The organism is Pontivivens marinum (genome assembly GCF_900231835.1).
GTDB lineage: Bacteria > Pseudomonadota > Alphaproteobacteria > Rhodobacterales > Rhodobacteraceae > Pontivivens > Pontivivens marinum.
The window spans coordinates 924,084-948,942 of the sequence record NZ_OCTN01000001.1 but is presented as its reverse complement, the minus strand read 5'-3'; the positions used below and the strand labels follow the sequence as shown (position 1 = coordinate 948,942).

Here is a 24,859-nt window from a genome sequence, read left to right as displayed (position 1 = left end):
TTCAGGTTATACTCGTCCCGATAGGAGATGTAGGATGTCAAACGATCCCGAAAAGACCGCGCGCCTGCGCGCCGCCGCTGAACGTGCCTTGGCCGAGGCGGATCAGCGCCGCAAGGATACCCCGCCACTGGACCTGCCCGAGGAACTGGGCGGCCGCGATGGGCCTGAGCCTATCCGCTTTGGTGACTGGGAGAAAAAGGGCATCGTGTCCGATTTCTAATCTATTTTAATAAGCAAAAAATGATCGCCGGGAGGGCACTATGAAACTCGACAATCCGAAATTGTTCACCACGAAATCCTATATTGATGGCGCATGGGTTGATGCCGACAATGGCGCGACCTTTGATGTGACCAATCCCGTTGATGACAGCAATATCGCGCAGGTGGCCGATCTGGGTCGTGCCGAGGTGGCCCGTGCCATCGACGCCGCAAATGCCGCACAGGCCGGTTGGGCGGCAAAGCTTGCCTCGGAACGCTATGCGATCCTGATGGAATGGTATCGCCTGATTATGGCGAACCAGGAGGATCTGGCGAAGCTGATCACCGCCGAAATGGGCAAACCGCTCAAGGAATCGCGCGGCGAGGTCGCCTATGGCGCGTCCTTCATCCAGTGGTTCGCTGAGGAGGCCAAGCGGATTTACGGCGACACCATCCCCCAGCATCAGGCGGATAAACGGATCGTGGTTATCAAGCAGCCCATCGGCGTTGTCGGCTCGATCACGCCGTGGAACTTCCCGCTGGCGATGATTACCCGCAAACTGGCCCCCGGTCTGGCGGCGGGCTGTACCTGCGTGGCGCGCCCTGCGGAACTGACACCGCTAACCGCATTGGCACTGGCCGAATTGGCGGAACAGGCGGGCTTCCCCAAGGGGGTGTTCAACGTCGTAACAGGGTCCGACAGCTCCGCCATGGGCAAGGAACTGTGCGAGAACGACAAGGTGCGCAAGATTACCTTCACCGGCTCCACCCGCGTTGGGTCGATCCTGATGGAGCAATGTGCAGGCACGATCAAAAAGATGAGCCTTGAGCTGGGCGGCAACGCGCCGTTCCTCGTGTTCGATGATGCCGATATTGATGAGGCGATCGAGGGTGCAATCATCTGCAAGTTCCGGAATGCCGGCCAAACCTGCGTTTGTGCCAACCGCATCTACGTGCAGGCAGGCGTCTATGATGAATTTGCCAAGAAGCTGGCAGCCCGCGTCGCACAGATGAAGGTCGGCGACGGCACTGACGCGGATACCGATATCGGTCCGCTTATCTCCGGTCCCGCGCTGAAAAAGGTGCAGGAGCATCTGGATGACGCGGTATCCAAGGGCGCAACCATCATTCAGGGCGGCACGGCCAGCGATCAGGGCGGCACGTTCTTTAACCCCACCGTCGTCACCGGCGTAACGCAGGATATGAAGGTCGCGCAGGAAGAAACCTTCGGCCCGATGGCCCCTCTGTTCAAGTTCGAGACAGAGGAGGAGGGCATCAAGCTGGCCAATGACACGATCTTCGGCCTCGCCGCCTATTACTACACCCGCGATATCGGTCGTGTTTGGCGCGTGGGTGAGGCACTGGAATACGGTATTGTCGGCCTGAACACCGGCCTGATCTCGACCGAGGTTGCCCCCTTTGGCGGCGTCAAACAGTCGGGTCTGGGTCGTGAGGGCTCCAAATACGGCATCGAGGAATATCTGGAGCTGAAATATATCTGCATGGGCGGCATCTAAGGCCCATCGCATTCGCTAAATATCCCCGCCGGAGGCATCGAAACAGATCCTCTGGCGGGGCATCTGATGAAACTGAATTGGACGCCCCGCGTGCGAACCTTTAGGCAGCGGCCATGACCCTGATCCTTGGTATCGAATCGAGCTGTGACGACACGGCAATCGCCGTTGTGAACACGGATCGTACAATCCTGTCGAACCGCGTGTTCTCGCAATCCGACCTGCATGCTGATTTCGGCGGTATCGTCCCCGAAATCGCGGCCCGTGCCCATGCCGAACGGCTGGATATCGTGGCCGAGGCCGCCTTGACCGAGGCAGGCGTGGCGCTGGGCGATATCGATCTGGTTGCCGTCACCTCAGGCCCCGGCCTGATCGGCGGCGTGTTGTCCGGCGTGATGTTTGCCAAGGGGATGGCCGCAGGCGCAGATATACCCCTGATCGGCGTGAACCACCTAGCCGGTCATGCGCTGACGCCGCGTCTTACGGATGGGCTAGAATTTCCCTATCTGATGTTGCTGGTATCGGGCGGGCATTGCCAGTTCCTCGCCGTGACCGGCCCTGATGAATTTACCCGCATGGGCGGCACCATCGACGATGCACCGGGTGAGGCATTCGACAAAACCGCCCGCTTGCTGGGCCTGTCCCAACCGGGTGGCCCACTGGTGCAGGCCGAGGCGGAAAGCGGTGATCCCAAACGGTTCGCCTTTCCCCGCCCCCTGATGGACCGGCCCGGATTCGATATGAGCTTTTCTGGCCTGAAAACCGCCCTGCGCCGTGCCCGCGATAAAATCGTCGAGGAAAAGGGCGGCATCACACGACAGGACCGCGCAGACCTGTGCGCCAGTTTCCAGCAGGCCGTGGCCGATGTGTTGCGCAAAAAAACCGCCCGTGCGCTGACTGCCTTTGCGGCGGAGCACGGCGCGACAACTATTGCCGTTGCCGGTGGCGTCGCTGCGAATACGGCAGTGCGCGCCGGTTTGCAGCAGGCCGCCCGCGATGCGGGCTTTACCTTCACCGCGCCGCCGCTGAAACTGTGCACTGACAATGGCGCCATGATCGCATGGGCGGGTTGGGAGCGGTATCGCCTTGGCCAATCCGACGACATGACGCTGGCCGCGCGACCGCGCTGGCCGCTTGATAAAACCGCCGCTCCGATGCTCGGTTCTGGCAAACGAGGCGCGAAAGCCTGAGAGGAAATCCCATGTTCTATGCCATTATCGCCCATGACAAACCCGGTGCATTAGAGGTGCGTAAGGCCAATCGCGACGCGCATCTGGCCTATATTGCCGAAACCGGCGTCGTGGCACAGGCAGGCCCGTTGCTGGACGCGCAGGGCGACATGGCCGGATCGCTGGTCATTCTGGACGTGGCTGATATGGACGCCGCACAGGCATGGGCCGATGCCGATCCCTATACCAAGGCGGGTCTGTTTTCCTCGGCTGATATCCACCCGTGGAAGCGTGTGATCGGGGGCTGATATGGCATATTGGCTTTTTAAATCCGAACCCAACACATGGGGCTGGGACGATCAGGTTGCCAAGGGCGATGTGGGCGAGGAATGGGACGGCGTGCGCAACTATCAGGCTCGCAATAACATGCGTGCCATGAAAATTGGTGACAAAGGCTTCTTCTACCACTCCATCGACGAAAAGCGTGTCGTCGGCGTGGTCGAGGTGATTGCCGAGGCACATCCCGATAGCAAGGCAAACGACCCCCGCTGGGAATGCGTGGATATCAAGGCAATCGGCCCCTTCCCCAAGCCTGTTACCTTGCAGGATTGTAAGGACGATCCGCGCCTGTCCGCTATGATCCTCGTGAACAATTCGCGCCTGTCGGTGCAGCCTGTTTCCGACGAGGAATGGCAAATCGTCTGCGATCTGGGCGGGTACGAGGGCTAGGTCAGGCCCCACAGCTATGGCATCCTCCGTTGCAGGAGGATGCAAATGGATATTATCGCAGTGTTTCTCGCCGCCGCCACAACTTGGGGTATCGGCGCGTTCTGGTACGGGGTCATCTCCGGCCCATGGCTGGCCGTCAGCAATATGACGGCGGAACAAGCCGCCGACACACCCAAATCCGTCTACCTTCTCAGCTATCTATGCTTCGTCGTGATGATGGGGTTTGCGCAATATGTCTACGTCCTCGCCGATGTGCGCGGCGCGGGTGAGGGCATGTTGCTGGGTGCAGGATTTGGCGCGTTTATCGCCCTGCCATGGATGGCAGTGAACAACATGTACCAACACCGGCCCGTACTGCTAACCGTGATTGACGGGGCCTATGCCGTGGCCGGAATGGCCGCAGGTGGCGCGGTGCTGGGACTGTTTTGAGCGGCCGCCCCCGTAGGGGCGACCAGCTGTATTATTCCGCCGGGATCGCGTCAGCCAGATCGCTGAGCGGTGCGGCCAGACGGCTGAGCATTTCCTTGGGGCAGACCTGACGGAATTTACCCAGCTCATCGGACCAGTGGCGCAGGATTTCCTCGCCCCGACGCGAACCGGTTTCCGCGACGTGCTGCTCGATCAGATCGCGCAGGACGCCCTCCCAATGAGCGCTCTCGACGTTGACGGCGATGATGCTCTCATCATTCATCCGCACATCGAAATCACCTGCTGTGTCATAGATGAACGCCATGCCGCCGGTCATGCCCGCGCCGAAGTTATCACCGACCGACCCGAGGATAACCGCCGTGCCGCCGGTCATATACTCACACCCGTTCGAGCCGCAGCCCTCAATCACCACAGACGCGCCGGAGTTGCGCACGCAGAACCGTTCGCCCGCGCGGCCATTGGCGAACAATTCACCCGCCGTCGCACCGTACAGAACCGTATTGCCGATGATGGTGTTATCCGCCGCGACCAGCGGGCTGCCCAGCATTGGATGCACGACGATACGCCCACCGGACAGGCCCTTGCCGACATAATCGTTGGCATCGCCTGCGACCTCCAGCTTTAGCCCCGGTGCCGCGAATGCGCCCAGCGACTGACCGGCAGAGCCTTCCAGCTTTACCGTCAGGTGGCTGCTCTGCAAATCGTTGCGCATGCCAAAGCGGCGGACGATATGCGACGAAACCCGCGTGCCCACTGTCCGGTCGGTGTTTTCCACCGAATAGCTCAGCTGCATCTTCTCACCGTCCTTAAAGAACGGTTGGGCGTCGCGCACGATCTTGGCGTCCAGCGTGTCCAGAACGACCTGACGAGGCTTGTCACGGTCGTAAACGGTGCCGCGCTCCTCATCCACCGCGATCAGCATCGGGTTGAGGTCAAGATCATCCAGATGCGCCGCACCACGCGAAACCTGTGTCAGCAGATCGGCACGGCCGATAACCTCATCCAGCGATTTCGCGCCAATGCTGGCCAGCACTTCACGCACTTCCTGCGCGTAGAATGTGATCAGGTTTACAACTTTGTCTGCATTGCCGGTGAACTTGTCGCGCAGTTCCTGATCCTGTGTACACACGCCAACAGGGCAGGTGTTTGACTGGCACTGGCGGACCATGATGCAGCCCATTGCGATCAGAGCGGCGGTGCCGATGCCGTATTCCTCGGCACCCATCATCGCGGCAATCACGATATCGCGGCCCGTGCGCAAACCACCATCGGTGCGCAGGGTAACGCGCGAGCGTAGGTTGTTCAGCGACAGCACCTGATGTGCCTCACTGATGCCCATCTCCCACGGCAGCCCCGCATGCTTGATCGAGGTCTGTGGCGATGCGCCCGTACCACCGTTATGGCCCGAGATCAGGATCACATCCGCCTTCGCCTTGGCCACACCAGCCGCAATCGTGCCTACGCCGCTTTGCGCGACCAGCTTTACGCAGACCTTCGCATCGGGGTTGATCTGCTTGAGGTCATAGATCAGCTGCGCCAAATCCTCGATCGAATAGATATCGTGGTGTGGCGGGGGTGAAATCAGCATCACGCCGGGGGTGGAGTGGCGCAGCTTCGCGATCATTTCCGTGACCTTGAAGCCGGGCAGCTGCCCGCCCTCACCGGGTTTTGCACCCTGTGCGACCTTGATCTCCAGCTCCTGACAATTGTTCAGGTATTCCGCCGTTACACCGAAACGACCGGAAGCCACCTGCTTGATTTTCGCAGAGGGATTGTCGCCGTTTGGCTCGGGGTGGAAATGCTTGGGGTCCTCGCCGCCCTCACCGGAATCGGATTTCGCACCGATGCGGTTCATGGCGACGTTCAGCGTTTTATGCGCTTCGGGCGACAGCGCGCCCAGCGACATGCCGGGGGTCACGAACCGCTTGCGGATCGATGTGATGCTCTCCACCTCATCCACGGAAATCGCGGTCTGGTTTGGTTTGAAGCCCAGCAAATCGCGCAGGTGGATCGGAGCACGCGCCTGCATGGCGTTGCTATATTCCTGCCAGATTTTGTAGCTGCCGCGATCACAGGCTGCCTGCAACATGTGCATGGTCTGTGCTTCCCACGCATGCGCCTCGCCGGAACGGCGCGCCTTGTAGAAACCACCGACCGGCAGCACATCGGTGCCGCTGGCATAGGCGCGATCGTGGATGCCCACGGCCTTTTGCTGAATGCCGCTGATGCCGATACCGGAAATCCGGCTGGGCATTCCGGGGAAGAACTCGGCGCACATTGCGCGGCTCAACCCGACCGCCTCGAAGTTCAGGCCACCGCGATAGGACGAGATGACGGAAATCCCCATCTTCGCCATGATCTTGAGCAGACCCTGATTGATCGCCTCGACAAAGCGGTCCATCGCGGCGGAAAGTGGTCCGTCCATCAGGCCACGCTCAATCCGGTCCGCGACCGAATCCTGCGCCAGCCATGCGTTAACAGTGGTCGCGCCCGATCCGATCAGAACGGCGAAGTAATGCGGGTCAACGCATTCCGCCGACCGCACGTTGATCGAGCAGAAGGTCCGCAATCCCTTACCTGTCAGCCATGAATGCACGGCGGAGGTGGCGAGGATCATCGGCAGCGCGATGTGACCGGCATCCACGTGTTCATCCGTCAGAATAATGTGGTTCGCACCGGCGCGCACAGCTTGCTCCGCCTCGGACCGCACACGGGTCAGCGCGGCGCGCATGCCACCGGCGTCATTTTCAAACGAGCAGTCGATCACGGCGGCGCTGTCACCGAAATAACCAACCATCCGGTCCCAGCGCGCATTGGTCAGAACAGGGCTGTCCAGCGTCAGGATTTCGGTCTGGGCGCTGGTCTGATCCAGCACGTTTTTCAGGTTGCCGAACCGTGTTTTCAGCGACATCACGCGATGCTCACGCAGACTGTCGATTGGCGGGTTTGTAACCTGACTGAAGTTCTGACGGAAATAGTGGCTAAGCGGACGATACTTTTCCGATAGCACAGCCTGCGGCGTGTCATCGCCCATAGAGCCGAGCGCCTCTTTCCCGTCCTCAACCATCGGATGCAGGATTTGCTCCAGCAACTCGATGTCATATCCGGCGGAGATCTGACGCTTGCGCAGGGTTTCAGCGGTGCTGACGACGGATTCCGTCGGGCTGCTGGTAATGGAGTCAAGGTCAGCGATCTGCCCGACCCATTCGGCAAAGGGCTGCGAGCCGGCCAGTTCGTCCTTCAGCTCAACATCATGCAGCAGGATGCCCCGCTCCATATCAACGCCCAGCATCTGTCCGGGACCAAGGGCACCCTTCTCAACGATATGCATTTCATCCACGGGTACCATGCCTGCCTCGGACCCGGCGATGACCATGCCATCCCCCGTCACGACATAGCGCATCGGGCGCAGGCCGTTCCGGTCCAGACCTGCGCAAACCCAACGACCATCGGTCATGGCCAGTGCTGCGGGGCCGTCCCATGGTTCCATCACGGAGTTGGAATAGGCGTACATCTCTTCCCATTCCTTGGACATCTTGGTCGCGGTCTTGGACCATGCCTCAGGCACCAGCATCGTTTTCGCCATTGGCGCGTTACGGCCTGCGCGAACCAGAACCTCGAACACGGCGTCCAGTGCGGCGGAATCGGAGGAACCGGCAGCGACGATCGGCTTGATATCCTCGGCCATGTCACCGAAATAGCTCGATGCCATGCGAATCTCGTGGGATTTCAACCAGTTCAGGTTGCCCTTCAGCGTGTTGATTTCACCGTTATGCGCCAACATGCGGAATGGCTGTGCCAGCCACCACTGCGGAAAGGTGTTGGTGGAATAACGCTGGTGATAGATGGCAAAGGCGCTCTCGAACCGCTCATCCATCAGATCAGGATAGAACACGGCGACCTGTTCGGCCAGCATCATGCCCTTATAAATGATCGAGCGGCAAGACAGCGAACAGATGTAGAGCTGCGGAACCTGCGCAGCCAGTGCTTCCTTCTCAATCCGGCGGCGGATGACGTAGAGCTCACGCTCGAACGTGTCCTTGTCCACACCCTTGGCGTTGGAGATCAGGATTTGCTCAATCTCGGGGCGGGTTGCGTTCGCCTTCTCTCCTAAGCACGAGATTTCGACGGGCACATGACGCCAGCCATAGATGGTGTAGCCCATGCGCAGGACTTCGGTTTCAACAATCGTCCGGCACCGTTCTTGCGCCGCGAAATTCGTGCGTGGCAGGAAGATTTGGCCGACCGCGATCAGCTCACCGCGATGGGTGTGGCCGGTGCGCTCAATCTGATCCTTGAAAAACTCAACGGGGATTTGAACGTGAATACCCGCGCCATCGCCGGTTTTGCCGTCCGCATCAACCGCGCCGCGGTGCCAGATCGCCTTTAGCGCGTCGATCCCGTTTTGCACCACCTTGCGCGATGGCTTGCCGTCGACGTTGACGACAAGGCCAACACCGCAGCTCGCGTGCTCTTCCTCAGGCAGGTACATGCCCCGCTCGGCTAAATCAGCGGCGCGGGCTTCGTAGGAGGCTGCCCATTCGGCATCGTAATTGGTCATGGTCATGCTCCTTAAATGTCGACGCTGTACAGCGCGAGGACGTCAGCTTTGCTCAGCAATTCACGCTCACCCGCATAGGTGAAGGCGTCTGGTTTGCTATCAATGAAAATTTCACGGGTCATTTTCAGACCGTTTGCGTCGTCCAACAGGCCGACAGGTATTTCGTAATTGCCGGCATGGGCCACATCGGCCGTAACGCGGTACCACAGGCCGGTGCCGCATTTATCGCACCATGCCCGCTCTGCCCAATCCGAGGATTGGATCGTCTTGATATTCTCGGCGCCGGTAATGGTCAGGTCTGCCACAGGCACCGAAATGCCCAATAGCGCGGAGCCGGTCCAGCGGCGGCACATCTCACAATGGCAGGTGCCATATTCCGCGGACAGATCGCGGATAGACAGCGCGACCGCGCCGCACATGCACTTTCCTGTCGCCATGTTACCTCTCCCACGGAACGGTTCTGATGAACCGTTAAGATTGCATTGGGGGCATTACGTCTGCATGCCTGACCTGTGTTATCCGTGCAACTGCCGCCTGCTGGCCATTTTGCCAGCCGTATAGCAGCCATAGAGCAGCCACATCGCAGCCGCTCTATCGTGATGATTTACTCTGCCGCGATTGCGTTTGCAGCCTTGTCGAATTTCTTGAGGATAGCCTCCGCCGCCTCACGCCCGTCACGGATGGCCCACACGACCAGCGACGCGCCGCGCACGATATCGCCGACCGCATAAACACCGGGCATCGGTGTTTCATGGGTGCCGAATTTGGCGGTAACAGTGCCCCAGCGCGTGACTTGTAGCTCAGGCTCGTTCCACAATGTCGGCAGGTCCTCAGCCTCAAAGCCCAGAGCCTTGATCACCAGATCTGCATCCTCGACATAATCGGCATCGGGGATGATTTCGGGGCTTTGACGACCCGTTGCATCCGGTGCGCCCAGACGCATTTTCGAGACCATTACGCCGCTGACATCACCCTCGCCGGTGAAGCCCTTGGGCGCGGCAAGCCAAACGAATTCAACGCCTTCTTCCTCGGCGTTCTGGGTTTCACGCTGCGAACCGGGCATGTTGGCGCGGTCACGACGGTACAGACATTTCACGCTGGTCGCGCCCTGGCGGATGGCTGTGCGCACGCAATCCATTGCCGTATCACCGCCGCCGATGACCACAACACGCTTGCCGCTGGCGTTCAGCTCTCCGCTCTCGAATTCGGGAACGTGATCGCCAAAGCTGTTCTTGTTCGAGGCGGTCAGGTAATCCAGCGCCCGCACAATGCCGTTCAGACCTGCACCGGGCCCGCCCAGATCGCGGGACTTGTAAACGCCCGTCGCGATGATGACGGAGTCGTGCTTCGCCTTGATATCGCTAAAAGAAATGTCCACGCCCACATTGACGTTCATTTGCAGGTCAACGCCGCCCTCAGCCAGCTGCGTGTTGCGCCGTTCAGTCACCTGCTTTTCCAGCTTAAAGCCGGGGATGCCGTAAACCATCAGGCCACCCGCGCGGTCATAGCGGTCATAAACCGTGACCTGCACACCTGCACGGCGCAGCATGTCAGCAGCGGCAAGGCCACCAGGCCCCGCGCCGATAATGCCAACGCTTTCAGTGCGTTCACGGGCAGGGGTGATCGGTTTGACCCAACCATTTTCCCACGCAGTATCGGTGATGTATTTTTCGATCGAGCCGATGGTCACAGTGCCATGGCCGGACTGTTCGATGACGCAATTGCCCTCGCACAGACGATCCTGCGGGCAAATGCGGCCGCAAATCTCCGGGAAGGTGTTGGTCGCTTGGCTCAGCTCATATGCCTCTTGCAGGCGCCCCTCGGCGGTCAGCTTTAGCCAGTCGGGGATGTTGTTGTGCAGAGGGCAGTGCGATTGGCAAAAGGGAACGCCACATTGCGAACAGCGCGACGCCTGCTCGTTCGCCTTTTCCTGTGCGAACTGGCTATAGATCTCATCAAAGTCCGCCGTCCGCGCATCCGCTGCGCGTTTCTCCGGCATTAGCCGAGGCACTTCGGTGAACTTCAGCATCACTTGCTTGGCCATTACCATTTTCCCGTCTTCTCATCGCACATGCCGCTGGTGGTGCAAAAGCGGTGCACCCAACGTCTTGCTGTTTTGTTATAGCAGGTCGGCGTATATATAAAGTCAGAAATGCTGACCTAAATGCGGGAATTTTAGGCGGTCCGCGCATTTTTCGAGCATCGTCCGCTAAATTTAGGTCCGAAGCGGACTTAATGGGGCGATTCACAGTCTACTGATACATCTATAGCTTACCCCCGAACGTGATTCGAGTGTCAGGAAACCCAATGCCATTGTTCGACTTGCTCATGCTTGCGCTGATACAAGGTATCACTGAGTTCTTACCAATTTCTTCATCCGGCCACCTTATCCTATTACCCGCTTTGACCGGAGCGCAGGATCAGGGCGTAACGTTGGACGTTGCCGTGCATGTCGGAACATTGGTCGCGGTTATCGGCTATTTCAGGGCTGAGGTCGCTGTAGCCCTGCGTGGGACGCTGGATGTGCTGCGCGGACGGCTCACGACACCAGCGGCGCATTTGGCATTGGCCTTGGCGATTGCGACGGTGCCTGTGGTGATTGTGGGCCTGATCCTGAAGGTCACGGGCCTGAACGATCAGATGCGCTCAATCACGGTGATTGGCTGGACCATGCTGGTTTTCGGCATCGTGTTATATTGGGCGGATAAGGCCAGCCCGGCAGATCGGGCGGATACGGAATGGACGTTTCGCCATGCCATTATCATGGGGCTGTGGCAGGCTGTTGCCCTGATCCCCGGCACGTCGCGGTCCGGTATTACCATCACCGGCGCGCGTTTTCTGGGCTATGACCGTGTTTCTGCGGCGCGGTTGTCGATGCTGATGTCGATCCCGACCATTGTGATGGCGGGGGGGCTGATCGCGTTGGACCTGCCCACAGCCAGCGCCGAGGTGTGGCGCGATGCAGGGATTGCCGCAATATTTGCAGGGCTATCGGCGCTGGTTGCGCTGAGCCTGATGATGCGATTCCTCAACAGCGTAAGCTATACGCCCTATGTGATTTACCGCGTCATCCTGGGCATCGCCCTGCTGGGCGTCGCCTACATGGCTTAACGCAGGTTTTTAGCGGATTCGAGGATATCGGAGAACTGCCCGCTGGGGCGGAAACGCCACAGATAGCTGTCGAGGATGCCATCCATATCCCGCGGAACGATGCCCAGATCGTCAAAGGTCATCGCATCATCTGCCACTACATTATCCTGCTGTAGCTGGATAACCTGACCCGGTGTCAGGATGGAGTTGGGCAGGATGCCGAAGGTCAGCTTGGGCAACAGGTTCAGCAGATGTGCGCCCAGTTTTGCCAGACCTGCCGGAACGGGAACCAGCACACGCCGACGGCGGATGGTGCTGACCAGACGCTCCAGCAACTGACGGAAGGTCTCGATGTCAGGGCCGCCCAGCTCGTATGTGCCGGGTTTCGCATCGCCGCGCAGGATTTTGGCTGCGGCCAGCGCGATGTCATCCACATAGACCGGCTGGAAACGGGTCGCGCCACCAATCATCGGGATCAGCGGTAGATCTGCGGCCATGGTGCCGAAACGGTTGAAGAAAGAGTCCTCGGTTCCGAATACCAGCGAGGGGCGCAGGATAGATGCCTCGGGGAAGGCGGCCAGAACGGCTTGCTCGCCCTGACCTTTGGTCCGTGCGTTGATGCTGGCGGAATCGGCATCTGCGCCGATTGCGGAAAGGTGCAGCAGTTGCTGTACGCCTTCAGCCTTGGCCAGACGGGCGATACGCTCGGCGCCCTCAACCTGCACGGCGTCCAGTTCCTGTTTGCCATGCGGGTACAGAATGCCAACGCAGTTCACGACAGCCGATGCGCCGCGAATGGCTGCAAGGGTCGAATCCTCGTCACGGATATTTGCCTGAATCGGCTGAACCTGACCTACGCGGCCATAGGGCATGGTGAAGGTCGCCTCGTTCGGGCGACGCACCGCGACGCGAACACGCCAGCCGTCACGTACAAGGGCCTGCACGATATAGCGGCCGACAAAACCGGATCCGCCAAAGACCGTTGCAATCGGTGGCGTGACTAGGGTGGACTGGCTGCTCATCTGCGCGCTCCTACATCTGCTTGCGTTTGTGAATACTTGCGCAAACCCCGTGCGGCAAGGGGGCGTATCACCGGAGTAACAATCCGAGAGCGATCACCCACATCACAACACCCACCAATCCGTCCAGTATGCGCCATGCCGAGGGGCGCGCGAAAAACGGACGCAGCAGTCGTGCGCCATATCCCAGCGCAAAGAAAAAGCTGAACGAGGCCATGACCGCGCCCGCACCGAAGCTCCACCGATGGGGATCAAATTGTGTCGAGACGGAGCCGACAAAGACTAACGTATCCAGATAAACATGGGGGTTCAGCCATGTCAGCGCCAGACAGGTTGCCAAAACCGTGCCTAGCCGCGCGGGTGCCGTATCGCTGGGCGACAAGGCATCTGTCGCGGTAAATGCCGCGCGAAAACTGCGAAAACCGTAGACCAGCAGGAAGGCAACGCCGCCATATAGGAAGACCGGCTCGACCCACGGGGCCGTTTCAACCAGCACACCGAACCCGCCAACACCGGCCAGAATCAGCAATGCGTCGGACAGCGCGCAGGTCAGGCAGATCATAAAGATGTGCTCGCCGCGCAACCCTTGGCGCAGGACAAAGGCGTTTTGGGCGCCAATGGCGAGAATCAATCCCAGCCCTAGGGCATATCCGGCGAAAAGTGCTTCGATCATGGTGGTCTCTCCCTGTTGGGGCTGTGATAGGGCCGGAAGTGCTTGAGTAAAAATGAGAAGTTCTGCATCTAATTAAGCTATGCTTAATCACATTGATCCCGCCGCTTTGTCCGCCCTGCGCGCCATTCTGGAAACTGGCAGTTTTGACGGTGCCGCCGCCGCGCTGGGGGTGACGCCATCTGCTATTACGCAGCGCATCCAGCGGCTGGAGGATCATGTCGGTGCGCCGCTAATCCTGCGCGGGCGACCCTGTAGCGCCACACAGGCGGGCAGGCGGTTGCGCCAGCACGCGGATGAGGTTGCTCTGCTGGAGCATGGATTGCAGGCCGATCTGGGCTTGCAGGCATCGGGGATCTGGCCGCGCATCCGGATTGCGCTGAACGCGGATAGTTTGGCCACCTGGTTTTTGGGCGCAATGGCCGCGATTGATGGAATGCAATTCGATCTGGTGTTGGACGATCAGGATCACAGTCATGCTTGGTTGCAACGCGGTGATGTGATGGCGGCGATCACGGCCTCACCGGCGGAGGTTCGTGGATGCGATGTGCGCCCGTTGGGAGCGTTGGCATATCGTGCCACGGCCAGCCCTGACTTTATGGCGCGGTGGTTTGCGGACGGGCTGTGTGCCACGTCCCTCTCGCAGGCGCCAATGCTGGTGTTTAATGCCAAGGATGGGTTGCAGCGACGCTGGCTGGAGCAGCAAGGATATGGGCGGGTAGCGGGTGCGCCGGTCCATTGGCTGCCCTCGACCACGGCGTTCGTTGAGGCGGCGGAGCGGGGCATTGGTTGGGGGCTGAATCCGTACCCCCTCGTGCGGGACCAAATCGCGGATGGGCGTTTGGTGGATATGGGGGGCGCGTTCAGCACCCCGCTATATTGGCATTGGAACCGACGTATAGGGGCGCAATTGGCCCCCGTGACACAGGCGGTGCGGGGGGCTGCGCGCAAACAGTTTTGCGAAGTTTGAATTTTCCTGATCGATTGCCGTTGACACCCCCTGCGCACAGGTCTAAACGCCCCTTCACGACACCTGCCCAGGTGGCGGAATTGGTAGACGCGCTGGCTTCAGGTGCCAGTATTGGAAACGATGTGGAGGTTCGAGTCCTCTCCTGGGCACCAATATCAAAAAGCCCTTGGAACTTCGGTTCTGGGGGCTTTTGCTTGTTGGGAACCCGAAATGCTCTGGCCACACATGTAATTCAGGGGTGTGCCTGCGGGGCGAATAGATTAAGCCATTTGAAATCTGCTTTTCGGAGGGCACATGGCGATCCACCTGCATCTCAACGACCTGCCTGACGGGCTGGACCTTGGTCCGGTTGTGGCGATCGACACCGAAACCATGGGCCTGATCCCGCATCGCGACCGGCTGTGTCTGGTCCAACTATCCGCTGGCGACGGGGATGCACATCTGGTGCAAATCACGCAGGATCAAACCGACGCGCCTAATATGGTGGCGATGTTGACCAATCCCGATGTGTTGAAGCTGTTCCACTATGGCCGTTTTGATATTGCCGTTTTGCAGCACCGGTTCGGAGCCGTCACAGCGCCGGTATATTGCACCAAGATCGCGTCGAAACTGGTGCGGACCTATACGGACCGGCACGGATTGAAAAACCTGCTGCACGAATTGCTGAGCGTGGATATTTCCAAACAGCAGCAATCCAGCGATTGGGGTGCAAAGGTCCTGACACAGGCGCAGCAGAACTACGCCGCCTCGGATGTTCTGTTCCTGCACCGCCTGCGTGAGGTGCTGAACCGCAGGTTGCTGCGTGAGGGGCGGATGGAAACCGCGCAGGCCTGTTTTGATTTTCTGCCAACGCGTGCGGCGCTTGACCTCGCCGGTTGGCCAGAGACGGACATCTTCTCACATTGACGTATAAACCCTGCGTCACAGGGATGCGCGACTTTACCTTGTTTATGCGGCCACCTAGGTACACCAGATGAGCGACACACAAAAAATGATCGACGCAGGCCGTGAGGTTCTGCGGATTGAGAGCGCCGCACTGGCCGGTTTTGCCGATACGCTGGGCGACAGCTTTGCCGAGGCGGTGCAGGTTCTGCTGGCCACCAAGGGGCGCATCGTCATTTCCGGTATGGGAAAGTCGGGCCATGTGGGGCGCAAGATGGCAGCGACATTCGCCTCCACCGGCGCGCCGGCGCAATATGTGCATCCGGGTGAGGCAAGCCACGGCGATCTGGGCATGGTGACACCCCATGACAGCCTGATCGTGCTGAGCAATTCGGGTGAAACGCCTGAACTGAACGACATCATCGCCCATTCGCGCCGCTTTACCATTCCGCTGATCGGCGTGGCAAAGCGGGCGGATTCAACGCTGCTAAAGCAATCCGACGTGGCGATCCTGTTGCCTGACGCGCCCGAGGCATGCCCGAACGGCTTGGCGCCGACGACCTCCACCACGCTGACATTGGCGCTGGGCGATGCGCTGGCGGTTGCGTTGATGAAGCAACGGGATTTCACACCCGAGAATTTCCGCGTGTTCCACCCCGGCGGCAAACTGGGTGCGCGCCTCGTCAAGGTTGGCGATCTGATGCATTCCGGCGATGAAATGCCGCTGGTTGCACGCGACACGCCGATGTCTGAAACGCTGCTGACGATCACGCAAAAGGGCTTCGGCACCGCGGGCGTGATCGAGGATGGCCGTCTGGTCGGTGTCATCACCGATGGCGATTTGCGTCGGAACATGGACGGCCTGCTGGCCCGCTCCGCCGGTGATGTGATGAGCGCGAACCCCAAAACGATCGAGGCGGGCGAACTGGCCGAGGCGGCTTTGGCCCGCATGTCGGGACGTGTGACCACGCTGTTCGTGACGCAGGATAGTGCCCCCGTCGGGATCGTTCACGTGCATGACCTGCTGCGGGCAGGGGTGGTGTAAGCATATGGCGCGCGGTCCAGGATATTCACGGCTGGTCCGCTACCTGAAGATTGTGCTGCCGATGGCGGCTGTTGTTTTGCTGAGCACGATTTTCCTGATCGATCAGGATCGCATTGATTTCGACGAAAGCCTGCTGGGCGAATTGCCTGAGGGGCTGGATTTCGAGGAGGGCGTCCTGTCGCCCCGCTTGGCGGGTGAGCTGGCCGACGGCACCCCCTATTCACTGCGCGCGGAATTCGCGGTGCCAGTCCTGAGCGGGTATCGCCTGCGCGATGTGACTGCGCGGGTGGAGCGCGAGTTGGACCCGGTCGAAATGATCGCGGCTGAGGGCGTGTATAGTGGCGATGATAAACAGCTTACCCTGAGTGGTGGCGTTGATCTGCATACGCAAAGCGGGGCACAGCTGGTAACGGACAGTGCGGTTGTTGGATTGAACGACCGCTCCTTATCCTTACCATCGCCACTGGAACTAACTTCACCCGGTGCGCAATTGCGTGCGAATAGTCTACGAACAGAACAGATGCCCACGGGCGACGATATTATTTGGTTCGAGGGGGATGTTCGGCTAAGCATCGACCCAGACCGGATGGCGGAGGAAACGGAATGACGAAACGATTTGCGGGTACTTTGATTGCTGCCCTGATGATAGCTGGCAGTGTGCTCGCGCAGGCGTCACAGCCATTCTCGTCGTTCCGCCATGACAGCTCGCAACCGGTTGAGATCGCGTCGGACCGTCTGGGTGTTAGCCAGCAGGCGCAGACTGCGGAATTTATCGGTAATGTTGAGGTTTTGCAGGGCGCGTTGACCCTGCGCGCCGATCAGATGCTGGTCAGCTATGATCAGGGCACCGGTGATATTCGCCAGATGGTCGCCACCGGCAATGTCCTACTGTCCAGCGGAACCGAGGCCGCCGAGGGGCAGAGCGCGGATTACAATGTTGAGACAGGATTTCTGGAAATGCAGGGCGATGTTCTGCTGACACAGGGGCAAAGCGCGTTGAGCGCGCAGTCGATGCGCATCAACCTGAACGAAGGCACCGGTGAGTTCGCGGGCCGCGTGCGCACGGTATTTGTTCCGCAGTCGCAGTGATGGTGCAGGCTGACGCGCAGGGCCTTCAGATTGCGAATCTGGGGAAATCCTACAAAAAACGCCCCGTGCTGCGGGATATCTCGCTAACCGTTCAGCGGGGTGAGGTTATTGGCCTGCTCGGGCCGAATGGCGCGGGTAAGACGACGTGTTTTTATTCCATCACGGGATTGGTCACGCCGGATGCCGGCACGATCACAATCGACGGGACCGACGCGACATTCCTGCCGATGTATCGCCGCGCGCGGCTGGGCGTTGGGTATCTGCCGCAGGAAGCCTCGATTTTTCGGGGATTGTCCGTTGAGGATAATATCCGCGCTGTGCTGGAATTGGTTGAGCCGAAATCCGACCGCCGTGAACAGCAGCTAGATGAATTGCTGGCGGAATTTTCGATCACTCACTTGCGGCGCACGCCCTCCGTCGCGCTGTCCGGTGGTGAGCGGCGGCGGGTCGAGATTGCGCGCTGCCTTGCCTCGCGGCCGGCCTATGTGCTGCTGGACGAGCCATTCGCCGGTGTTGATCCGATTGCCGTGGGTGAGATTCGCGATCTGGTGCGGCAATTGCGGGATCGTGGCCTTGGCGTGCTGATCACTGACCATAATGTGCGTGAGACATTGGAGATTATCGACCGCGCCTATATCCTGCATGACGGCACGGTGCTGATGTCCGGCACGCCCGAGGATGTGGTGGCGGATGAAAATGTGCGGCGTGTCTATCTGGGCGATGGATTTCGCCTCTGACCGCGTATTCGTGGTAGACCCTGTGCCATGTCGCTAACGCAACGTCTCGACCTAAAGCAAACACAGCAGTTGCGCATGACGCCGCAGCTAACGCAGGCGATTGCGTTGCTGCAACTGTCGGCCAGTGAACTGCTGGATCGCGTGGGTGAGGAGGTCGATAAGAATCCGATCCTCGAACTCGACCGGTCCCGCCCCGTTTCAGGGGGCGTTGCCGCCAGTGGCGGTGAGGATTTCGACCGTGCCGCAAATGTGGCGGAAAGCATCACCCTGCGCGCGCATCTATTGGCGCAAATCGGGGGGATGCGGGCGGGGGCACGCACGCGGCAACTGGCACAGGCCCTAGTGGATGAGCTGGACGCAGATGGCCGGTTGGCGGCGCCCCTGTTTGAAATCGCGGATCGCTACGGCGTGGTCACGGGTAAGGTGGAATCGGCGCTGGCCTTGGTACAGGCCTGTGATCCGGCGGGCGTTGGGGCGCGCAGCCTTGGCGAATGTTTCGCGTTGCAACTGGATGAGCGGGGCCTGTTGGACCCTGAAATGCGGCTGATCTGCGAAAACCTGACCAGCATTGCAGGGGCAGGCCGTGCCGCATTGATCGAACGCACAGGCTTGGATGCGGCGGAGTTTGCGGCTCGGCTTGCCCTGCTGCGGGATTTGGACCCGCGGCCGGGACAAGCCTATGCCGAGGACGCGACAGCCCCCGTGATCGTGCCGGATGTCATCGTGCAGAAGCGCGCCGCCGGTTGGTATGTGGAACTGAACAGTGAAACCTTGCCCCGTGTTCTGGTCAACGACATCTATGCCAGTGAGGTGTCCGCCAGTGGTGAGGAAGCCGCGCAATTCATCAGCACCTGCAAGGCCAGCGCAAATTGGCTGGTTCGGGCGCTGGAACAACGTGCGCAATCGATTCTGAAGGTCTCGGAGGCATTGCTGCGCCATCAGCGGGGCTTTTTCGAGGAGGGTGAAATCGCATTGCGCCCTCTATCCATGGCTAAATTGGCGGAGGAAATCGGCGTTCACGAATCGACCGTCAGTCGCGTGGTTGCCAATAAATACATCCTGTCCCCCCATGGCGTGCGGCAGTTGCGCGGCTTCTTCAGTCAGGGGGTTCCGGCAACGGGACAGGGCGACGGATTTGCCGCCGGGGCGGTACATGCGCGCCTGCGAAAGCTGTTTCAGGGGGAAAACCCAGATCGACCATTGAGTGATGACGCACTCGTAACCATTTTAAAAGATGACGGTATTCATATTGCGCGCAGAACGATTGCGAAATACCGTGATGTTATGGGCATCCCGTCATCGGTTCAGCGTCGTCGTCTCAAATCCGCCAAGCGGGGCTGAGAAGCTGGGTTGAGCGGGCCGCTAACGCCCGAACTCCCAACGCTGAATTTAGACAAGATGCCCTCAACCCCGCGCCAATTTCGGCGCGTAATGCAAAAGGGGACTATCCATGCGAATTCAGGTAAGCGGTAAGCATATCGACGTGGGCGATGCCATGCGAAGCCATGTGTCCGATCGTATTCAGGACGTGGCTGGGAAATATGCAGGACGAGCAACCGAGGGGAATGTTACCTTCTCCAAGGACGCCCATGAATTCAAATGTGATGCATCTGTTCATCTATCTACGGGTATGACGACTCAGGCCACCGGACGCGCGACGGAGATTTACGCCGCCTTCGATTCGGCCGCAGATAAAATGGAAAAGCAGCTGCGCCGGTACAAGCGCCGCCTAAAGGATCATCACAAGGACCGCAGCGACCCGATCGAAATGATCGGTGCACCATCCTATGTACTGGCAAATCCTGAACATACAGAAGATGATGAGCCAGAGACGCTGCAACCCGTAATCATCGCAGAGACGAAGACACCGGTTCTGACATTATCTGTTGGTGAGGCCGTGATGCAGTTGGAGCTGTGGGGAACCGCGTTCCTTGTGTTCCGAAACTCTTCACATGGCGGCGTTAATGTGGTTTACACCCGCGACGATGGGAATGTCGGGTGGATTGATCCCAGAACGATGTCCTGAGTAACACGTTCTCGCAATGATACATGCAGGTGAGCTCTATGGAGCTATTAGACATTATTGGCTCTGACGCGGTGATGACCGGTCTAAAGGTCGGTAGCAAAAAACGGCTCCTGCAGGAAATGGCCAGCTTCGCTGCTGGCCGTGACCCGTTGGTACCCGCGTCACAGTGCCTGGATGCATTGCAGGAACGCGAAAGCCTCGGCCCAACTGGTATGGGGGGCGGTGTTGCCATCCCCCATGCACGCCTAAGCCAGCTGGACCGTGTGGTCGGCTATTTCGCGCGGTTGGAGAAGCCCGTGGATTTCGAGGCTGTCGATGGCTTGCCCGTTGATCTGGTCTTTATGCTGCTGGCCCCGCAGGAGGCCGGAGCGGAGCACTTGCGTGCGCTGGCCCGTGTGTCACGCACACTGCGCGATGCGCAGATTTGCGACAAGCTGCGGTCCACAGGTGACGCTTCTGCGCTATACGCGATTTTGACCGAACCGGCCGCATCGCGCGCGGCCTGATCAGCTCGCGCTCCAATCCTTGAATCCGAACTGGTGATAATCACGACCGTAGATCGCGCGGCACTGAGCCTCGATCTGCGGTGTCCAGATTTCGCGCAGGGCGAAGATGTGATCCTGTCCTGAATCGCGCAGCACTCCATTGCGTAAATCGCCAAGGTTGAACCGTTTGCGCATATAGGCAGCGCCTGCGATCAGGTCTTCCTCACGCAGGATCAGGTGCAGGGTCACGGCTGAGGAGAACCCCTCAACAAATTCGGCCTGCGCGGTCCACAGGGCGTCCTTACGCATGGGAGTGCGGCCTGCCAGATTGGCCCGCAGAAAATCAAGGAATGCGCTGAAGCTGGCCCTGTGCCGTGTGACGTCATAGCCTGCGCGCTCCAGCTCCGCCCGATCGGTGCGGCCCTCAACCGGTAGGTACATGCTGAACTGTTCATGGGCGTAATTACGGATGCGCGGGAATGTTTCCTGCCCCGCTCCACCAAAGACGCGGTTCATAAACACATCATAGGCCCGTGCCACTGGGTGCCGGACACTGGTAAAGCAGACATGGCCGGGGTGGGTTTGCTGCCAATCGGTCAGTGCTTTGCGATTCTGGATGCTGCCAAAGGGCGGCGCGTTTTCCATCAGCTGCGGGAAATCCCGCCGCTGGGCATCGCCACCATCCACGCCGTGCAGCCAGCGCAGCACCTGCTCGTTCGGGCCACCCGGGATCGAGGCGTATAGTAACGGTGCATTTTGCGTGGTGTACATATATCGCAAGCCACCAGCACGGTCGCTGCGCGCGCCCTCACCGGTGCGGTGCATGCCGCCCTCATTCCGCAGCAGGTCTACCATCTCAGCGTAATTTTCGACCTTCTCCTCCATCGGGCCAGGATTTTGGCGCTGGATGGTGGTTTCAATCGAATCGAGCCGATCCGGCGTGCCCAGCCACGAGGCGATGCCGTTGATGATTGCCACGTCGTTTAGTTCGCTAAAATCGATAATGAACGGTGTTTGGCCGGCAACCTTCATCATGTGTAATGCGCGGGCATAAAAGCTGTCAGATTGCGCCACGTAATCGCGATATTCGGCAATGTCGAAATGGATTTGCACGCTGCGCCGCGCCCGTTGTTTCATCAGCATCCACTGGTCGGTTTCCTTCGCAATCTTGAGGGAAACGTAGCTGTCCAGCGGGTTTCGGCGCAGCATAATCTTGGCCGCTGTCGGGTCGTGTAGAACGGCGGAGGTAACCTGCGCATTGTGCCCCTCGAACAGGCGAAACCCTGAAAGGGTGCGTGGTTTGCCAGATGCGACCATTTTATCGATCAGCGACATTGGGTCGGCGTCACGCTCGGCGCAGGTCATGCCGAAATCAGTTTGATTGGATGGGTCGTTGATAAATGCCGGATTGAACAGTTCACCGTAACAATTCAGCGAAGGTATCTGGTCCAGCGTGCGTTGCAGCAGGTTCGATCCCGTGCGCATCACGCCCAAAATGGCAAAGTATCGGTATGGGCTTTGCGCCATCAGCCAGTATCAGATTGTTTAAGGTGCCGAATATTCGCCGCGCCAATGCCCGATGCCGGTGCAGAAATGCCTGCTGTCGTCATGTTGTAGGCCAGTTCGTTCAACCCGTGTTCCTTGCGCATTTTTGGCATATGCCCTGTTTGTGCAGCTTGGCTGCCCTCGATCATCTGCGCAAGGGCGTTTAGCGGTAGTGTCGGGTCGGCAATCACCTGCGCGAGGGTCCAGCTTTGCACCTGTGCGCGGGTTTTATTGCTTTCCAACTCATTAATGTGCTTTTGCTCTAGCAATTTAAGGCGCATTGCCCGACGGCGATATGCTGCGGCACTCTCATCCGGTTTTTGTGTCATGCCGAGGGCCCACGCGCCCTTGATAAACAGAACATGGGCATTCGGGTCCTTTAGGATGAACGAGGCCATGCGTGTGCTGTCGGAGACGTGGAACTGAAAACTTTGCTGCTCGTCCCGTGTGTGCCAGATCAGGTTGGTCAGGAACTGCTCGGTATTCCAGTCGCGGATGCGTGGATTTGCAACAACACTGCCGGGCATAACCTGCGCATTGCCGTCAAATTCCACGGAGTTTTTATTAAAAATCCGCCCATGGGCACGCCCGATGCCGAGCGACTTTTGCCACAGTTGGATATCCTCGAATAACAGGTCATAACCGTCCAGCACCAGATAAGGGCGCGCCGTGACATGCTGCGGCTCAAAGGCCTGGACGGGAAAACGGCTTTGCATCAGCAGGCCGGGGCGACCGACGCAGCGGTTTTTACGCCCCTCGGCAACGAGATCGTCGAGCGAGCCACGCTTGGGGCGACGTGCGGCGATCATCGGCTCCACACCGTTTAGGTATTTATTGTACAGACCGCTGGCGCCGTGCCACACCTTGCGCGCGAAAAAGTGCGAGGCGCTGCCCCGCAGTAGGTGCGCGTGGTCGTCATAGAAGGTGAACGGCTTACCCTGCGGGTCAAATTCGCTCAAACACAGGGTTTGATTGACCAAGCGGCGTGTATGCGTGTGTACCAGCGTTTGAACATATGCCTCATCCACAATCCAGCATTTGCGGAAATAGGCATCTGTTTTGGGCTTTAGCGGGTCATCCAGAATCCGGCGCAGCGTGCCGCGGGACAGGGTCCACCATTGAGAGCCGACTGCGATGCGCAGATGCTGCGGAATGGTGCGCTGAATACGAAAACGGCGTTGCAGGTCCACCGCACGGTCGAACCACCAGCGGCGCGATTGCCAGCCAAACGGGAAGAACAGGGTGAATCGTTCCTCGGACAGGCCGCCATGGATCCACTTTTCCTCGTCCAGAAAATGGGTGTCGACGAAATCAGTGTCGCGGTTGCGCGCAAGGTGGGATTTCAATGCGCTGACCGATTGGATCGGCAGGCAGGACCCGCTGATCAGGCAAACATGGTCCACATCCTCAAATGTATCGATCAGCAGTCGGGCGGATTCCAGCGAGGCATCATGCAGCGCAAACGTGCCCCATTCGCAGCGGCGGCGTTCCGCAAAGATCGTGTCGGTATCGGATAGTGCGTCCTTGAGCGCATCGAATTCGGTTTGGGGAGTGTTTGAATCGACATGAATGACGACTCTGCAATCGGCTGCCGCGAAATGTCGCGCCAACTCCTCCACCCGATACAGGTGGTGGTGTGACATTATGCAAATGCCTACACTCACTTTTGCCCCCTCAAATCCAACTCCCCGAGGACATCAGTCCTAATCCCTCGAGTTGCCTCCATCCCACGTACTCGACAGACCCCTCAGTCCAGAACGTGCCGTTTTGTTCAATCGTCTCCTGGTAAGCTTGGTACTCGCGTCCTCCAGCATAGTGTTGCTTTCGTTCAAGTTCCTCGTCAACCTTCGAACCAATTAAGCTGAGGAATTTGGCGTGAAGAAGGCAGCCTGATGGCTTCTCTCCGCCCCATTCATCAAACACACGATTTAGCCCGCGTGGCAGTAAACTGTGCGTCGAGCTGGTGTATACGTAACCACGATGCCATTTGACGAGTGGAATCTTGTTTAACGCTGGGGCGCGAGCCGGTTCTGTCGCAAAGACGTTGCGCATGCGCGGGCCGCCCTGAATCCACAAATTGCCGTGACGGCGATCCTTGCGAATCAAGTAATTGCCCGGATCAAACCATCGCAACAGGTCAAACGGGTTCTGCCCGCGCCTGTAATGTGTCTGAGAGATCGGGCCCTTTGAGTACATGTCCAGCAGCATTGCGCTAAATGACTTTACAGAGGATGAATCCAACCAATCTGTCATCGCATTTAGTGGGCGCGTGTCGGAATGCGGATAGACGAGGAATTCGTCAACATCCACGGTCAGCGTCCAGTGGCCATGGGCATATAGCGCCTGTAGCCCGTTGAGCCAGTCACAGCCAAATCGGGCGCTGCGATAGCTGGCATCGGTGTGCCACAGCGACACATCGTCCTGTTCCTCTAGATATTCGCGGCTGCCATCGGTTGAGGCATTATCGACGATCACAAAGTGGTTGCAGCCAATTTTGCGATAATAATTCAGGAAGTAGGGAAGTCGGTCCAACTCGTTACGTTGGGTGGTGAAAACGAGAATATCTTCGGGGCGGATATTAGCTGTGCGGTTCTGCACCGGCTTCAGCTCACGCCGCTTGCGGCGTGCACGCAATTGTAAACGGCGACGGCGCGCGCGCAGTAGTAGCTGGTTGAGGATAGCAGTGATCTTCATTTCGCAA

Annotated in this window: 24 protein-coding genes and 1 tRNA gene; 17 read left to right on the top strand and 8 right to left on the bottom strand. The window is 59.1% G+C overall.

The genetic code is table 11. From position 1 onward, the window contains the following. Window positions 1-34: 34 nt before the first annotated feature. From CR254_RS04755 to CR254_RS04730, 6 genes are all read left to right on the top strand, one after another. Window positions 35-220, top strand: coding sequence for a DUF1674 domain-containing protein (locus CR254_RS04755; protein ID WP_097928636.1), 186 nt, complete (start codon window positions 35-37; stop codon window positions 218-220). 40 nt (window positions 221-260) lie between these two features. Continuing rightward, window positions 261-1,715, top strand: coding sequence for an NAD-dependent succinate-semialdehyde dehydrogenase (locus CR254_RS04750; protein ID WP_097928635.1), 1,455 nt, complete (start codon window positions 261-263; stop codon window positions 1,713-1,715). 113 nt (window positions 1,716-1,828) lie between these two features. Further along, a complete protein-coding gene (gene tsaD / locus CR254_RS04745) occupies window positions 1,829-2,902 on the top strand; it encodes a tRNA (adenosine(37)-N6)-threonylcarbamoyltransferase complex transferase subunit TsaD (RefSeq protein WP_097928634.1) in 1,074 nt (357 codons plus the stop codon). 11 nt (window positions 2,903-2,913) lie between these two features. Next, the gene (locus CR254_RS04740; RefSeq protein ID WP_097928633.1) at window positions 2,914-3,189 is read left to right on the top strand and encodes a YciI family protein; all 276 of its coding nucleotides are present in this window, start codon (window positions 2,914-2,916) and stop codon (window positions 3,187-3,189) included. A 1-nt stretch (window position 3,190) separates the two neighbouring features. Continuing rightward, entirely contained in the window at window positions 3,191-3,610 is a 420-nt protein-coding gene (locus CR254_RS04735; protein WP_097928632.1) for an EVE domain-containing protein, read from the top strand. Window positions 3,611-3,655: 45 nt separating this feature from the next. Beyond that, the gene (locus tag CR254_RS04730; RefSeq protein WP_180955881.1) at window positions 3,656-4,039 is read left to right on the top strand and encodes a DUF1761 domain-containing protein; all 384 of its coding nucleotides are present in this window, start codon (window positions 3,656-3,658) and stop codon (window positions 4,037-4,039) included. A 31-nt stretch (window positions 4,040-4,070) separates the two neighbouring features. Here the strand turns inward: CR254_RS04730 and gltB are convergent, their stop codons facing one another. From gltB to CR254_RS04715, 3 genes are all read right to left on the bottom strand, one after another. Then, window positions 4,071-8,600 carry a glutamate synthase large subunit gene (gene gltB, locus CR254_RS04725; RefSeq protein ID WP_097928630.1) on the bottom strand — a complete coding sequence of 1,510 codons (4,530 nt, stop codon included), beginning with the start codon at window positions 8,598-8,600 and terminating at the stop codon, window positions 4,071-4,073. An 11-nt stretch (window positions 8,601-8,611) separates the two neighbouring features. Then, the gene (locus tag CR254_RS04720; RefSeq protein WP_245851377.1) at window positions 8,612-9,037 is read right to left on the bottom strand and encodes a GFA family protein; all 426 of its coding nucleotides are present in this window, start codon (window positions 9,035-9,037) and stop codon (window positions 8,612-8,614) included. A gap of 167 nt (window positions 9,038-9,204) precedes the next feature. Continuing rightward, the gene (locus tag CR254_RS04715; RefSeq protein WP_097928628.1) at window positions 9,205-10,644 is read right to left on the bottom strand and encodes an NAD(P)-dependent oxidoreductase; all 1,440 of its coding nucleotides are present in this window, start codon (window positions 10,642-10,644) and stop codon (window positions 9,205-9,207) included. A 263-nt stretch (window positions 10,645-10,907) separates the two neighbouring features. Between CR254_RS04715 and CR254_RS04710 the strand changes: the two genes are divergently transcribed. Beyond that, the gene (locus CR254_RS04710; RefSeq protein WP_097928627.1) at window positions 10,908-11,711 is read left to right on the top strand and encodes an undecaprenyl-diphosphate phosphatase; all 804 of its coding nucleotides are present in this window, start codon (window positions 10,908-10,910) and stop codon (window positions 11,709-11,711) included. Here the strand turns inward: CR254_RS04710 and CR254_RS04705 are convergent. Beyond that, the gene (locus tag CR254_RS04705; protein WP_097928626.1) at window positions 11,708-12,712 is read right to left on the bottom strand and encodes a complex I NDUFA9 subunit family protein; all 1,005 of its coding nucleotides are present in this window, start codon (window positions 12,710-12,712) and stop codon (window positions 11,708-11,710) included. The genes CR254_RS04710 and CR254_RS04705 overlap by 4 nt on opposite strands. A gap of 67 nt (window positions 12,713-12,779) precedes the next feature. Next, window positions 12,780-13,382, bottom strand: a complete 603-nt coding sequence (locus CR254_RS04700; protein WP_180955880.1) for a LysE/ArgO family amino acid transporter — start codon at window positions 13,380-13,382, stop codon at window positions 12,780-12,782. Between the two features lie 79 nt (window positions 13,383-13,461). Between CR254_RS04700 and CR254_RS04695 the strand changes: the two genes are divergently transcribed. The 10 genes from CR254_RS04695 to ptsN all read left to right on the top strand — a co-directional run bounded on the left by CR254_RS04695 (window position 13,462) and on the right by ptsN (window position 20,634). Beyond that, window positions 13,462-14,349, top strand: coding sequence for a LysR family transcriptional regulator ArgP (locus CR254_RS04695; protein ID WP_097928625.1), 888 nt, complete (start codon window positions 13,462-13,464; stop codon window positions 14,347-14,349). Window positions 14,350-14,414: 65 nt separating this feature from the next. Continuing rightward, a tRNA-Leu gene (locus CR254_RS04690) sits at window positions 14,415-14,501 on the top strand. A gap of 142 nt (window positions 14,502-14,643) precedes the next feature. Then, entirely contained in the window at window positions 14,644-15,255 is a 612-nt protein-coding gene (locus CR254_RS04685; protein ID WP_097928624.1) for a ribonuclease D, read from the top strand. Window positions 15,256-15,322: 67 nt separating this feature from the next. Beyond that, complete coding sequence (locus CR254_RS04680) at window positions 15,323-16,276, top strand: KpsF/GutQ family sugar-phosphate isomerase (RefSeq protein WP_097928623.1); 954 nt, start codon at window positions 15,323-15,325, stop codon at window positions 16,274-16,276. 4 nt (window positions 16,277-16,280) lie between these two features. Further along, window positions 16,281-16,883: an LPS export ABC transporter periplasmic protein LptC gene (gene lptC, locus CR254_RS04675; protein ID WP_097928622.1), complete on the top strand. Its 603-nt coding sequence runs from the start codon at window positions 16,281-16,283 to the stop codon at window positions 16,881-16,883. After that, on the top strand, window positions 16,880-17,365 hold the full coding sequence (locus CR254_RS04670; protein ID WP_097928621.1) for an LptA/OstA family protein: 486 nt from the start codon (window positions 16,880-16,882) through the stop codon (window positions 17,363-17,365). Before lptC ends, CR254_RS04670 begins: the two co-directional genes overlap by 4 nt. Further along, on the top strand, window positions 17,365-18,102 hold the full coding sequence (gene lptB, locus CR254_RS04665; protein ID WP_097928620.1) for an LPS export ABC transporter ATP-binding protein: 738 nt from the start codon (window positions 17,365-17,367) through the stop codon (window positions 18,100-18,102). Before CR254_RS04670 ends, lptB begins: the two co-directional genes overlap by 1 nt. A 27-nt stretch (window positions 18,103-18,129) precedes the next feature. Beyond that, complete coding sequence (gene rpoN / locus CR254_RS04660) at window positions 18,130-19,443, top strand: RNA polymerase factor sigma-54 (protein ID WP_097928619.1); 1,314 nt, start codon at window positions 18,130-18,132, stop codon at window positions 19,441-19,443. 109 nt (window positions 19,444-19,552) lie between these two features. Next, window positions 19,553-20,128, top strand: coding sequence for a ribosome hibernation-promoting factor, HPF/YfiA family (gene hpf, locus CR254_RS04655; RefSeq protein WP_097928618.1), 576 nt, complete (start codon window positions 19,553-19,555; stop codon window positions 20,126-20,128). Between the two features lie 38 nt (window positions 20,129-20,166). Beyond that, window positions 20,167-20,634 carry a PTS IIA-like nitrogen regulatory protein PtsN gene (gene ptsN, locus CR254_RS04650; RefSeq protein ID WP_097928617.1) on the top strand — a complete coding sequence of 156 codons (468 nt, stop codon included), beginning with the start codon at window positions 20,167-20,169 and terminating at the stop codon, window positions 20,632-20,634. Here ptsN and CR254_RS04645 read toward each other — a convergent pair whose 3' ends face one another. Genes CR254_RS04645 through CR254_RS04635 form a run of 3 tightly spaced genes read right to left on the bottom strand, consistent with a single transcriptional unit; the run spans window position 20,635 to window position 24,852 of the window. Continuing rightward, complete coding sequence (locus tag CR254_RS04645) at window positions 20,635-22,140, bottom strand: hypothetical protein (protein ID WP_097928616.1); 1,506 nt, start codon at window positions 22,138-22,140, stop codon at window positions 20,635-20,637. Then, entirely contained in the window at window positions 22,140-23,801 is a 1,662-nt protein-coding gene (locus tag CR254_RS04640) for a DUF5927 domain-containing protein (protein ID WP_097928615.1), read from the bottom strand. The genes CR254_RS04645 and CR254_RS04640 overlap by 1 nt, the downstream gene beginning before the upstream one ends. Before the next feature lie 31 nt (window positions 23,802-23,832). Further along, window positions 23,833-24,852, bottom strand: coding sequence for a glycosyltransferase family 2 protein (locus tag CR254_RS04635; protein WP_097928614.1), 1,020 nt, complete (start codon window positions 24,850-24,852; stop codon window positions 23,833-23,835). Between the last annotated feature and the right edge of the window lie 7 nt (window positions 24,853-24,859).